Origin of the sequence: Sulfitobacter sp., from assembly GCF_036960155.1 — a bacterium.
In the GTDB taxonomy this organism is placed as follows: domain Bacteria; phylum Pseudomonadota; class Alphaproteobacteria; order Rhodobacterales; family Rhodobacteraceae; genus Sulfitobacter.
Window position 1 is genome coordinate 36368 of sequence record NZ_JBALWB010000009.1, and the last position, 13117, is coordinate 49484.

General features: G+C 53.2%; 14 protein-coding genes and 1 tRNA gene. 12 read left to right on the plus strand and 3 right to left on the minus strand.

Annotation, left to right across the window (positions count from 1 at the left end):
* The first annotated feature begins 135 nt into the window (after positions 1–135).
* Entirely contained in the window at positions 136–1281 is a 1146-nt protein-coding gene (locus V7775_RS17525; RefSeq protein WP_335753215.1) for a lytic murein transglycosylase, read from the plus strand.
* Between the two features lie 338 nt (positions 1282–1619).
* A complete protein-coding gene (locus tag V7775_RS17530) occupies positions 1620–2324 on the plus strand; it encodes a hypothetical protein (RefSeq protein WP_335753216.1) in 705 nt (234 codons plus the stop codon).
* A gap of 149 nt (positions 2325–2473) precedes the next feature.
* Here the strand turns inward: V7775_RS17530 and V7775_RS17535 are convergent.
* Positions 2474–2548 (minus strand) — tRNA-Thr (locus tag V7775_RS17535).
* Between the two features lie 166 nt (positions 2549–2714).
* On the opposite strand from V7775_RS17535, the gene V7775_RS17540 reads away from it, so the two are divergent.
* From V7775_RS17540 to V7775_RS17565, 6 genes are all read left to right on the plus strand, one after another.
* Positions 2715–2912: a hypothetical protein gene (locus V7775_RS17540; protein ID WP_335753217.1), complete on the plus strand. Its 198-nt coding sequence runs from the start codon at positions 2715–2717 to the stop codon at positions 2910–2912.
* Positions 2913–2915: 3 nt separating this feature from the next.
* Positions 2916–4187: a UDP-N-acetylglucosamine 1-carboxyvinyltransferase gene (murA, locus tag V7775_RS17545; protein ID WP_335753218.1), complete on the plus strand. Its 1272-nt coding sequence runs from the start codon at positions 2916–2918 to the stop codon at positions 4185–4187.
* Positions 4184–4654 (plus strand): DUF2948 family protein, encoded by a 471-nt coding sequence (locus V7775_RS17550; RefSeq protein ID WP_335753219.1) that lies wholly within the window; start codon positions 4184–4186, stop codon positions 4652–4654. The genes murA and V7775_RS17550 overlap by 4 nt, the downstream gene beginning before the upstream one ends.
* An 81-nt stretch (positions 4655–4735) precedes the next feature.
* On the plus strand, positions 4736–6037 hold the full coding sequence (hisD, locus tag V7775_RS17555; RefSeq protein WP_335753220.1) for a histidinol dehydrogenase: 1302 nt from the start codon (positions 4736–4738) through the stop codon (positions 6035–6037).
* Positions 6038–6159: 122 nt separating this feature from the next.
* Positions 6160–6639: a UPF0262 family protein gene (locus tag V7775_RS17560; RefSeq protein ID WP_335753221.1), complete on the plus strand. Its 480-nt coding sequence runs from the start codon at positions 6160–6162 to the stop codon at positions 6637–6639.
* Positions 6640–6642: 3 nt separating this feature from the next.
* On the plus strand, positions 6643–7107 hold the full coding sequence (locus V7775_RS17565) for an arsenate-mycothiol transferase ArsC (RefSeq protein ID WP_335753222.1): 465 nt from the start codon (positions 6643–6645) through the stop codon (positions 7105–7107).
* A gap of 145 nt (positions 7108–7252) precedes the next feature.
* Here V7775_RS17565 and V7775_RS17570 read toward each other — a convergent pair whose 3' ends face one another.
* Entirely contained in the window at positions 7253–7606 is a 354-nt protein-coding gene (locus V7775_RS17570) for a hypothetical protein (RefSeq protein ID WP_335753223.1), read from the minus strand.
* A gap of 170 nt (positions 7607–7776) precedes the next feature.
* On the minus strand, positions 7777–8859 hold the full coding sequence (locus V7775_RS17575) for a porin (RefSeq protein WP_335753224.1): 1083 nt from the start codon (positions 8857–8859) through the stop codon (positions 7777–7779).
* 295 nt (positions 8860–9154) lie between these two features.
* Here V7775_RS17575 and lepA point away from each other — a divergent pair, with 295 nt between their 5' ends.
* The 4 genes from lepA to V7775_RS17595 all read left to right on the plus strand — a co-directional run bounded on the left by lepA (position 9155) and on the right by V7775_RS17595 (position 13059).
* Positions 9155–10954, plus strand: a complete 1800-nt coding sequence (gene lepA / locus V7775_RS17580; protein WP_335753225.1) for a translation elongation factor 4 — start codon at positions 9155–9157, stop codon at positions 10952–10954.
* A 109-nt stretch (positions 10955–11063) separates the two neighbouring features.
* Entirely contained in the window at positions 11064–12113 is a 1050-nt protein-coding gene (locus tag V7775_RS17585) for a hypothetical protein (protein WP_335753226.1), read from the plus strand.
* 165 nt (positions 12114–12278) lie between these two features.
* Entirely contained in the window at positions 12279–12779 is a 501-nt protein-coding gene (locus V7775_RS17590; RefSeq protein ID WP_335753363.1) for an alkylphosphonate utilization protein, read from the plus strand.
* Positions 12780–12867: 88 nt separating this feature from the next.
* Positions 12868–13059, plus strand: coding sequence for a CTP synthetase (locus tag V7775_RS17595; RefSeq protein WP_335753227.1), 192 nt, complete (start codon positions 12868–12870; stop codon positions 13057–13059).
* Positions 13060–13117 lie beyond the last annotated feature (58 nt).

Consider the following 13117-nt stretch of genomic DNA (forward strand, 5'->3'; position numbering starts at 1 on the left):
GCTACACCGCAACATTTCTAAATGTTGATGGCGGTAGGCAAAGCAGCGCCCAGACCAGTTTAAGGCCTGTTGCCATGACCCACCAATCGGATAGCATAGCTGGAAAAAGCAATGTTAAAAAACCGGGGCAGCAGTATGCATCTATCACGTCGTCACTTTGGATTGGGCCTCGGCGCTCTTGCGCTTTCTGGTTGCGGTGGCAGTGCAACGTCGACCAGCAGTAGTGCGATCCCCGCTGGCCTTCCTGCCGATCTGAGGCCCACTCCAAACGCGGGCTATGATGTATGGGTATCCAGCTTTAAGTCTCGCGCAGTGTCTAAGGGGATATCACAATCAACGCTGAATTCGGCGTTTCGTGGCACAGGATACTTGCCCGGCTGCGTAAAGCGGGACCGCAATCAGACGGAATTTAAACGCACGTTAGAAGATTACCTCTCTATTGCCGCCTCAGATGAACGGATCAGCAAGGGGCGCGCTGCCTTTAGCCTTCACGCCAATACGCTACAAACACTAGAAGGGCGTTATGGCGTTGATGCTGAAATTATCTGCGCGATTTGGGGCCTGGAAAGTTTCTTTGGAGAGCGGCGCGGCAATGTGCCAGTGATCTCGGCCACCTCAACGCTTGCTTACGACGGTCGACGTGGGGTGTTTTTTGAAAAACAACTTATCGCGGCGCTCAAGATTTTGCAGAACGGCGATATTTCTGCGGGCCGAATGACAGGGTCTTGGGCTGGTGCGATGGGGCACACCCAGTTTATTCCGACGTCTTATCAGGCGTTCGCGGTCGATTTTACAGGCGATGGTCGCCGCGACATCTGGTCAGAAGACCCAACAGATGCGTTGGCCTCAACAGCGGCGTATCTACAGCGCAACGGTTGGGCGCGCGGCGTGAAATGGGGTGGTGAGGTCGGTAACGGTGCACCAAGTGGCAGCATCATCCAACCACAAGCTGGCGGACCGCGCTTTGCCGTTACCCGCAACTTCCGTGCGATTAAACGGTATAATAACTCTGATGCTTACGCGATTGGCGTTGGCCATCTGGCAGACCGCATCGGTGGGGCAGGGCCCTTGCGTGGAAGCTTCCCGCCGGATGCAAACGGGTTGTCCAAAGAGGACCGTGTAGCGTTGCAAGAACGGCTGACCGCTAAAGGTTTTGATACAGGCGGCAGTGATGGTGTCATTGGTCCAAACAGTGAAAAAGCCGTTCGCGCCTATCAAGCGAGTAAGGGGTTGCCCGTGACAGGTAAACCTTCCCAAGAACTGCTGCGGCAATTGGGTTAAGCGGACTAGATCCCGGCAAACTTATTGGCTTGCCGGGATGTGGTGTTGCTAGAACGAAGGTAGCACACTCTGCATATCCAAATGTCTCTTGATCCCAATGAGAAACAGGTTTGGTCAATGAAGATCTCTTTTGGGGTGTATCAGGCTAAGCTAAAGCGGCATCATTGTTTCGAAGTAGAGCCAAATCCACGTGACAGGTGACCCACGTGTGGGGCGTTTCCCAAGCCCGTTAAGCATGTGCTCGGTTGAAAAGGCAGGAAACTTTTTCCCCAGTCACAGTTTGGCCTTGATTGGTTATTATCCCGTATTTTGAAACAATGATGTTAGGTTCTTTTTCGATGCGTATTCCCGCTTTTCTCATTTTGCCGTTTTTATTAACTGCTTGTGCTCCTGCGCCTTCCTCTAATTCTAGCCGGTTTGATACAACCCGATTGGGTTTTGCTGCCGAGCAACCCGCCCAGATTGAGGCGCAAACAATGGCTCTGACGGAGATGTCCAGACGCATCGTTGTGCAAACCACGGTTAAAGGAGTGGGCATCGGTGCCGCTGTCGGATGTGGCCTTGCGGTGGTGTCAGCCGGGAATGCCAATAACTGTATTGCTGCAGCCGCTGCGGGGGCTGCTGGTGGTGCTGTTGTTGGGCATATCGTTGGTCAACGCAAAGTGAACCGCAGGGTTGAGTCTGTTTCACCGAGTGCCGTGGTACGCACCCTGCGTAAAACCAATACACAAATGGCACTCGTAACAGACGCGTTACCCGACCGTTTGGCCGCTCAAGAAGTAGCGTTGGCGCGGATAGACCTGCAGCGTGCGTCGGGGGCATTGTCTCCACAAGCTTATGCCAAGTCTCATGCAAGCATAATGGCAGAGCGGCGGGCAATCGCATCTGCTTTGTTGGAAACTGAGAACCACGCAAACCAAGCAACGGCCAACTTGCGTGCGGCTCAATCGAAAGGCCAAACAGGTTTGGACTGGCACATCAGCAGCACCGCCAAACTGGCCGATGAGGCAAGCTCCGCGCGTTCCAGTATTAAATTGCTGTAACCCTGAATATTGCAGGCCCCTTGGGCTTACGTCATGCCAGTCCCTTTTGAGTCATGGGGCTGGCGTGATGACATTTCACGGCTGATATGAAAAAAATCGCGATGCCCTGATGTATACGATGTCTTGAGGCCTACTGCGAATTTTTGAAATGGTGCTGTGAGGGAGGATTGAACTCCCGACCTCGTCATTACCAATGACGCGCTCTACCACTGAGCTACCACAGCATCAGGCGCTTTTTCCGAGTATGAAACATTCCCCGAAATGGAGGCCGTTCCTGTCGGAAGAAATATCAGCGCCGATAACGGGCTGATTAGCGGCAATTTGGCCGCCGTGCAACCCAAATTCGCGCGTAATCTGGACCCCGTGCGCCTGCTGGGCTAGACAGGGGACATGGTAGACAAAAAGCCCTCTCAAACGCCAGCCCAAACGGCCAAGGCAGAAGAAGCAGCACGCAAGCAGGCGCGGCTGTCCCAAGCGTTAAAGGCCAACATGGCAAGGCGCAAAGGGCAGGCACGCGCGCGTAACGCTGACACACAAGAGAGTGCACAAACAGGCAGCGCGCAAGACGTGCAGGAAAAGGAAACGTAAGGCATGGACGCAATTCTGGTACGCGGTGGTGGGCCGCTTAAGGGCTCAATACCGATTGCAGGGGCAAAAAATGCCTCTCTCGCGTTGATGCCGGCAACACTGCTGAGCGAAGAGCCGCTTACGCTGACCAACGCGCCGCGCCTGTCAGACATCAGTACCATGACGCAATTGTTGCAGTCATTGGGTGCAGAAGTAACAACACTGCAAGACGGCCGCGTGATTTCCATGTCTTGTCACGGCGATATCAATACACGCGCGGAATACGATATTGTCCGCAAAATGCGCGCCTCTAATCTGGTGCTTGGCCCGTTGCTGGCCCGTGAGGGTTATGCCGAGGTATCTTTGCCGGGGGGCTGCGCCATTGGTGCGCGCCCGATGGATATTCACACAAATGGCCTAGAGAAAATGGGTGCGTCTATCGATCTGCGTGACGGGTATCTGTACGCCAAGGCGGCAGGTGGTCGTCTCAAAGGTGCGGTGATTGATTTCCCGTTTGCCTCTGTGGGCGCGACTGAAAACATCTTGATGGCGGCGACCTTGGCTAAGGGCACAACCGTAATAAATAATGCCGCGCGCGAGCCCGAGATCGTCGATCTTGCGGATTGTCTGCGCCGTATGGGGGCGCAGATTGAAGGTGATGGCACCCATAGCATTACCATTCAGGGCGTTGACCGCCTTGGTGCAGCAACACACCCGATTGTAACAGACCGGATCGAACTGGGTACGTATATGCTGGCACCCGCAATTTGCGGTGGCGAGGTTGAGCTGCTTGGCGGACGTATCAATCTGATCGGCGCATTCTGTGAAAAGCTGGATGAGGCTGGCATTGAGGTCACTGAGACTGAAAAAGGCCTTAAGGTAAAGCGTCGCACCGATCGCGTGAGGGCAGTTGACGTCACCACAGAACCGTTTCCGGGCTTCCCTACCGATCTGCAGGCGCAGATGATGGCGCTGTTGTGCACGGCCGAAGGGACTTCGACGCTGGAAGAGAAGATCTTTGAAAACCGCTTTATGCACGCACCTGAGCTGATCCGCATGGGCGCGAAGGTTGATGTGAGCGGCGGCAAGGCCGTTGTGACAGGTGTTGATAAGCTCAAAGGCGCGCCAGTAATGGCGACTGATTTGCGGGCTTCTGTTTCGCTGATCCTGGCCGGAATGGCGGCGGAAGGCGAAACTAAAGTGTCGCGTGTTTATCACCTTGATCGCGGATACGAGCATGTAGTGGCCAAACTGTCCGGCGTTGGGGCAAACATTGAACGGATCAAAGACGAATGAATGATGACGCACGTTTTGAAGATGGCGGCGAAACGCCGCTAAACCTAGGCGCATTGGACGTCGAGGACCTTTCGGTGATTTCTTCACTGGTTCAGGATGCTGTTTTTCCGGCCTCCGAGATGAGCTGGCACAAGCGGGAAGGGCGTTTTGCCCTTCTGCTGAACCGGATGCGTTGGGAGGATGGCGGTGCAGATCGTCATGCGCCCGAACGTGTGCAATCCGTTTTGATGTTTTCTGATGTTCAAGGCGTTGCCTCACAAGGTGTTCCAAAGGGCGACGCGGACACTGTGTTGTCCTTGCTGCAGGTCAGCTTTGAGGAAACAGATGCGCCTTCGGGTCACGTGGTCCTGACATTGGCGGGGGACGGCGCAATCCGTTTAAGCGTCGAAGCGTTGGATGTTTCTCTCAAGGACGTCACGCGCCCCTATGTAGCGCCTTCCAAAAAACGCCCCCATCATCCTGATTGAACAATGGGCACTTCGCGGTGCCTGTTTTTAAGTTGGCAATAATATCCACTACATTCCGTTATTTAGACAAGAGCGATCAGCATGCCTGTATTCCTAGATGCGACTACACCCGAATTCGAAGATGCCTTTATTACATTGTTGAATGCTAAGCGCGAAGACAGTCCCGATGTGGATGCGGTTGTCGCCAGTATTATTGCAGACGTTCGTGCGCGCGGGGATCAGGCGGTCATTGACCTCACAACCAAATTTGACCGCATTACACTAACGCCGGAAACGCTACGCATTACCGACGCGGAAATTACAGCGGCGTGTGCGCAGGTCAATGCAGAAGACAAGGCAGCCCTTGAATTGGCCGCCGCGCGCATACGCGCCTATCACGCACGCCAATTGCCAACAGATGAGCAATGGACAGATGAAACTGGCGCAACCCTTGGCTGGCGCTGGAGTGCTGTATCTGCGGCGGGTCTTTATGTGCCGGGCGGATTGGCGAGCTATCCAAGCTCAGTATTGATGAACGCTATTCCCGCCAAAGTCGCGGGGGTAGGGCGCCTTGCCATGGTTGTACCCACACCTGACGGCATCTTGAATCCGTTGGTTTTGTTGGCCGCTCAAATCTCTGGGGTGGATGAGGTCTACCGAATTGGCGGCGCGCAGGCGGTTGCAGCACTTGCCTATGGGACTGACACTATCGCGCCTGTTGATAAAATTACTGGCCCAGGGAACGCATATGTCGCGGCAGCGAAGCGCCGTGTTTTTGGCAAGGTAGGGATCGATATGATTGCGGGCCCATCCGAGATCCTTGTTGTTGCGGATGCAGATAATGATCCCGATTGGATCGCATTGGACCTGCTATCACAGGCTGAACATGACGAAAGCGCGCAATCGATCCTCATTACAACTGATGCCGCGTTTGGTCACGCTGTGGCGCAGGCCGTTGAAAAACGCCTCGAAACTCTGCAACGCGCGCATATTGCTGGCCCATCATGGCGTGACTTTGGCGCTATTATTACCGTGCCTGATCTGAATGTCGCAGCTGCCCTCACAGACCGCATTGCGCCAGAGCACCTTGAGCTGTGCGTTGCTGATCCGCATGCTTTAAGTGCGAAAATCACTCACGCGGGCGCGATTTTCTTGGGACAATGGACACCCGAAGCGATCGGGGATTATGTCGGTGGGCCGAACCACGTATTGCCCACGGCACGGTCTGCGCGCTTCTCTTCAGGCCTTTCTGTGCTTGATTTTATGAAGCGCACAACGCTGTCTCACATGAGCCCGCAAGCCCTACGTGCTATCGGTCCGGCGGCTGAACGTCTTGCAACATCAGAAAGCCTTGAGGCGCATGGCCTATCGGTCACAGCCCGTTTGCGCAAACTCAACGACTGAAAATCCTTGCATGGTTTCACGCCTTACAGCATCGGCATTAACGCTCTTGCGTAAGGTGTGATTGCCCCTGCTGGATAGGTGGTCTAGAACACCTCATCAACCCCACGGTCCGGAGACGTGTCATGTCGCACATCACACATATTATCCTAGATGACGCCAATCTGCCGCCCCCCACGGCGGAGATTGAACAAGAACGCCGTGTCGCGATGTTCGATCTGTTGGAGGACAACACATTTACGTTGCCCAAACGCGAAGATCGGTCCGCACCCAGTGGCCCTTATCATCTTGGTCTGTCCATCCGAGATAAACGTCTGGTGTTCGATGTGAACACCGAAAGTGCTGAAAAAGCTGCGGAATTCCATCTTTCGTTGGGGCCGTTCCGTCAGGTTGTAAAAGATTACTTCCAGATTTGCGAAAGCTATTTCGACGCTGTTAAAAAGCTGCCACCGGCACAGATTGAAACCATCGATATGGCGCGGCGCGGCATCCACATGGAGGGCAGTCGTGTGCTGCAAGAACGGCTAGAGGGCAAGGCGGAGATCGATATCGATACTGCACGCCGCCTCTTTACGCTTATCTGTGTTCTACATTTCGGAGGCTAATGCGTGACGCAACAACTGCCTCAATCAGTTCTGTTTTGTTGCGATCATAACGCGGTCCGGTCGCCCATGGCCGAAGGTTTGATGAAATTGTTCTACGGAATGGATGTTTATGTTCAATCTGTGGGGGTCAAAAATGACCTGGAAATTGACGGATTTTCCATAGCAGTCTGTCAAGAAATGGGAGTCGAACTGTCGCGTCATCGATCCCGCAGTTTCGACGAGATGGAGGACTGGGGGGATGACCTAAGTTCTTTTGATCTTGTGATATCACTATCGCCCGCGTCCCAGCGACGTGCGTTGGAATTGACGCGGTATTTCCATCTTGATGTTGAATATTGGCCGATCCTTGATCCGACAGGATTAGGAGAGGGGCGCGAAGCCAAGCTGCTCCAATTCCGCGCCGCTCGTGATCAAATTGTGGGCAGGCTTAAGGAACGCTTTGGTCCACCGACCCGCGCACCTGTCTAAGTTGCAATCTCGACTTTTTGCAAAAAAGTGAAATTAAATAGCGTGTGTTGAGGCATACTGAAGGTCGCCGCCGGCAACACGTATTTCACATGTTGCCAGTGGCCTCTAGGACAGGGAAGTTCCGTCCATTTCGCAAGTATGGTGCCTATGTGCAAACTCTAGACGCGTTTTGCCCAAAGGTTTTCCATGTGGCCCAGAATGCATTGTCTGATGCGCGATCAGATTGGCGCCAAACTTGTACTTTGTGGGGGTCTTTAAACGCTTTGACACCGCGCTTTTGCTCGGCTGAGGAAAGCTGCTGGTCCGCAACCGCCTGAATGCATCCGCATCGCTGTGAGCTGGCCGCTTTACGTCCTTGCGACAGGCATGCCCGTTGAAGGGGGCCAGTCGCGTAAAGCTGCGTAGGCGTATAAGCGCCCCGCGTTGTGTAATTTGTTGCACCGCCACCACAGGCGGCCAAAGTGGACAGCGCAATCAGCGCCATAACCATGGGTTTCATATCGTCTGCCTTTGTCTCATGCCGCTGTTGGGGTTTTCCCCATTCGTCGCGGTGTTATCTGCTCTGAGCAGAGTATGGAGAACGCAGGCAAACTTTTCAATTCACAATTAGTAAAGGCCACGGTGTTGCAGTTGCACCGTGGCCTTCATGTCAGCAAATTGTTGCTTAGCTTAGAACTTCCAGCGCGCGCCGACGAATGTCACGTCGATATCTTGGTTGGAGGAGCCTGCACTGCTGAAATCATAGGTGCGGTAGCTTGCGTATACTTCTAGATTGTAGGCATCCACTTTTTGAACAACCGCAAGGCCAATGGATTCTGAATCGCTACCCGCGAAGGCAAAATCTTCACCGCTGTAGTAATCTAGTGATAGATACGTGCGACCAAATGAGACCCAATCTCGCTGCAAGCCAGCTTTTGCATAGATGTAGCCTGCATCGCTCTCGCGCGCCTGACCACCGGCCAAGGCAAAGCTAAGACCCGTTGGTTCGTGCAAGATTGCGGCAGATCCAAGGGTGAATGCCTCGTCACTGTCGCGGATAGAGTGGCCAAAGCGACCAGCAACTTTGTAATCGCCATAGTCCTTGTTGTAGGTCAGGCCGATGTCGTAGAATTCGCCGTCATTCCCACTCGCGAGCACTTCTTCGCCCGCTGAAATCGCAAGACCAAAGCCTTTGTAGGTTGGTGTGTCATAGCGGATGCGGAACCGGCGGCTGCCGTCGAATGCGGAAAACGCATCACCAACTTGCGTGCCCGATCCTGTACCGTCTGCAAGCAGGAATTCCTGCGATCCGGCCTGATCCTGAAGGCTGGAATAGGCAATTACACTTGTGCCCGAAAAGTCAGCCTCGGCTGTGCTGTCCGTCGCAATTGAACCTTGTCCAAATGAGAAGGTACCGATACGAGCGGTTTCGTAGATCAATTCCAGTTTACGCAATTCAGTGCGGCGGTAATCAGCATCAAGGCTGTTATCTGAACCGCTAATGCTGCTGGAACCTGTGAAGCCTAGAGCAGTTTCAAAGTGAAAGCGGAACTGTCCACCATTTGCCAAGTCTTGGCGGAAGATCGCCCCAACGCGGGAGTTTGAGTTGTCATTGTCAGTAACAGCGGTTTCGTCGTCCTGGCCGTTATCGACGTTGATCACGCCAAGGTTAAGCTGACCGTAGAAATCCCATACAGGATCGGTTTCCTGTGCGGCAGATATGGTAGGAATAGCAATGAGTGCTGGCAGTGCAAGGCGGACTATCGGGTGCATGTGTTTGTCTCCTGATTGGACGGGGCAGCAAAATGGCTAGCCCTATGATCCCTATATGGGGGGAATTTTCCGAGTGTGAACTCACACCTGCGCACGATTTTGCACGCACATGTGAAGCAGGTGTGAAAAGAGGGGGGCAGGCCTATACGGGCTTGAAAAATGCGCCTGAATTCACAATTTGTTGAAGCGCTGGGCATTGAACCAAGGGTGTGTGCACAGGCTGCTTTAAAGGGTGATATTGGCCAGCTGCATCATCCACCTTGACCGCCCCACAAAACCCCTACATATCCTACTCATGACACCACTTTCACACATCCGCAATTTCTCCATCGTCGCGCACATCGATCATGGCAAATCCACCCTCGCTGACCGTCTCATCCAAGAGACGGAGACAGTCGCCGTACGCGATATGAAAGCGCAAATGCTTGATAGTATGGACATTGAGCGCGAGCGTGGCATCACGATCAAAGCGCAGACTGTGCGGATCAACTACAAGGCGCTCAACGGTGAGGAATACGTCCTCAACCTGATCGACACTCCCGGCCACGTCGATTTCGCTTATGAGGTCTCCCGCTCCATGCGTGCGGTTGAAGGCTCACTGCTGGTTGTAGACAGCACGCAAGGCGTCGAAGCGCAGACATTAGCCAACGTTTATCACGCCCTTGATGCGGATCACGAGATCGTGCCCGTCCTGAACAAGATCGACCTGCCCGCAACTGATTGTGATCGCGTCGCCGAGCAGATCGAAGACGTCATCGGCATCGACGCCTCCGAGGCCATCCGCGTTTCCGCAAAAACGGGCGAAGGTATTGTTGAGACGCTAGAGGCCGTGGTCCACAGACTGCCCGCCCCCAAAGGTACCCTCGATGCGCCGCTTAAGGCGATGCTGGTCGACAGTTGGTACGACAGCTATCTCGGCGTTATTGTTCTGGTCCGGATCATGGACGGGCGGCTGAAAAAGGGCGACAAGATCACGATGATGCAGAATGGTTCTGTTCACCATGTCGACCGCATCGGTGTGTTCCGTCCTGCCATGACAGAAATCGATGAGCTTGGACCAGGCGAGATCGGCTTTCTTACCGCGTCAATCAAACAGGTGCGCGACACACGTGTGGGCGATACGATCACCCATGAAAAGAGGGGCTGCACCGAAGCATTGCCCGGCTTTAAACCCGCTCAACCTGTTGTTTTCTGTGGACTCTTCCCTGTCGACACAGCCTTGTTTGAGGACCTGCGCGACAGCATTGAAAAACTAGCGCTTAATGATGCCTCCTTCTCATTCGAGATGGAAACCTCTGCCGCGCTTGGATTTGGGTTCCGCTGTGGGTTCCTTGGACTACTGCACCTCGAAGTGATCCGCGACCGGATTGAGCGTGAGTATGACATCGATCTGATCACCACCGCGCCTTCGGTTATCTACGACATCCACATGCGCGACGGCACTATGATTCAGCTGCACAACCCTGCAGACATGCCCGACATGACCCATGTCGACCACTTGGAAGAGCCGCGGATCAAGGCGACTATCCTTGTTCCCGATGAATACTTGGGCGATGTGCTGAAGCTGTGCCAAGACCGCCGTGGCATCCAGATGGACCTCACCTATGCGGGCTCGCGCGCGATGGTTGTGTATGATCTGCCGCTCAATGAGGTTGTGTTCGACTTCTATGACCGCCTGAAATCCGTGACGAAGGGCTATGCCTCGTTTGACTATTCGATGATCGGCTACCGCGAAGACGCGCTGGTGAAGATGAGCATCCTTGTGAATGACGAGCCTGTCGACGCGCTGAGCACCATGGTCCACCGTGACCGTGCAGACGTGCGTGGCCGCGCGATGGTTGAAAAACTAAAAGACCTGATCCCCCGCCACATGTTCAAAATCCCAATCCAAGCGGCGATTGGCGGCAAGGTGATCGCGCGCGAAACTCTATCTGCCATGCGCAAAGACGTGACCGCCAAATGCTACGGCGGCGACGCATCGCGTAAACGCAAACTGCTGGATAAGCAGAAGGCGGGTAAGAAGAAGATGCGCCAGTTCGGGTCAGTGAATATCCCTCAAGAAGCATTCATCAGCGCGTTGAAAATGGACGGCTAAAGCCGACCAATTTCAACGCGCTGATGAATGACGGTGGGAGGCAGCGTATTGCAAAGCAATGCGCGTTCCCACTGGGTGCGGATGGAGAACAAGGGCTAGGTCGAGATGGATGAGTGAATCAGAGAGAACGAATGTTATCGTTGTGGGCGCCGGTGCTAGCCAAGAGTTCAACCTTCCGACAGGTGCTGAACTCACATCGATTATTCAAAAAGATCTAAGTTTTAAGCACGACATGTTCGGAGATGTGTCCGCTGGAAGTGGTGACTTTGGCCTTAAAAAGGCAATAAAGAAGCTCTCACATGAGACAGGTGTTCAATTTGTAAATTACGTGAATGCAGCTGAACAAATTTGTCGCAATATGGCGTTAGCGCCTTCAATAGACAATTATCTAGATACTCACAAAGATAATCAAGAATTGGTCAGTGTTGGCAAGCTCGCAATTGCAAACGCAATAATAAAGGCTGAAAATAGGAGCAGCCTGACCATTGATTCGAGTAACATTTACAATCGGTTAGATTTTACTAAAAATATTAATACGTGGGCAGCCGTTTTCTTCAAGGTTATTGTTGCGAAGAGAGACTATGTTAGTTTTCTCGCAGCACTTCGGAATATTACTTTCGTATCCTTTAATTACGATAGGTGCATAAAACAGTATTTTGTAAATGCTGCCGCCAGTTACTTTGAGCTTGATGGTCCAAGAATTGAAGAAGTTTTGGATGCGCTTGAAGTTATTCATCCTTACGGGTCAATTGGCGAAATTAGATATTCAGGGGAAAGAGTTGCTGGATATGGTCTCGAAGTAAATGTCGAAAATATCTATAATTCATCAAAGCGAATTCGTACTTTCACGGAAGGTGTTGCAGACCCAAAGCTCCTAGAAGGTATCAGAGGTTCCCTTGGGCGTGCTGAATTGGTAATTTTCCTTGGGTTCTCATTCATCGATATCAACATGAAAATCCTAAAGCCTGATACCCAAATTGCAAAGAGAGTCTTGGCGACAGCAAAAGGTCGCTCTGAGGATACGAGGATGATCCTGCGTAACCAGCTTGAGCGGGACTTTACTGGATACAACCGACAGGGAGGGAAATCTGTGGAAATGTTTAACGGGAAGTGCTTTGAGTTGTTTTATGAATTTGATAATTACTTGGCTTCTTCATAAGCGGCCCGGTGCTACAGTACTAATTTGGCATGCGTCGGCCGTGTCTGATAAAATGGCGCATAGAATGGTTCCTCAGTGCAGGATCTACTCGATAATTTAGAAGTGGACACTTGTCGGGAATCCAAAGCCGTTGCACCCTTTCCACACAAACCCTACACATCCCCCATGACATGCCCCCTCTGCACAACAGATGCCCCGCTCATCGAAACGCCCGTCTCTGGCGGCCCTGCTGACGCAAGCGTCGAAATCTGCGCCCTATGCGCCGATCCGCAAACAGCGCCTGATCACTTCCGCCCCATTGCCTCAACCATGTGGTCCGAGGACCCAGCCCTCCAAGTGTACGCCGCGCGCACGCTCAAGCGGCTTGATACCGACTGGTCCCGTGATCTGTTGGAGCAGCTTTACCTTGATGAAGAGACCCAAGAATGGGCCGATAACGTTGCGGCGCAAAGCAATCACAAGGACAGCAACGGCCAGCCCCTCGCCACAGGCGATACGGTTGTTCTGATCAAGGATCTCAACGTCAAAGGTGCGGGCTTTACCGCCAAGCGCGGCACGGCTGTGTATAAGATCACACTTGTTCCCGACAATGACGCCCACATCGAGGGCCGCGTTGAGGGCCAGCGTATTGTCATCCTGACCGAGTTTGTGAAAAAGCGCGGCTAGCCTGCCCGCGATTGACCCAGATCAAAGTGCGGTCCGGCCCTGAGTGATACCAATTGCGCAACCGCATTGGCTTTGAAGGGAACCGCACATGATCCGTCTCGCATCAATCCTATACTCCATCGTCGCAACCACATTGGCGGGGATCGGTGTGATTGCCGTTTTGACCGCTGGCTATGATACAACCGTTCCCATCATCGTTGCAGCGGCCATTGGTGCAGTGATTGCCTTGCCCGTTTCCTATCTGGTGGCGGGTAAAATCATTAACCTGACCTCTAGCTGAGCGCGCATAAATTCTGGTGGTGTACTGGGGGTGCCTCTGAGGTGTACAAGAGCTTAAC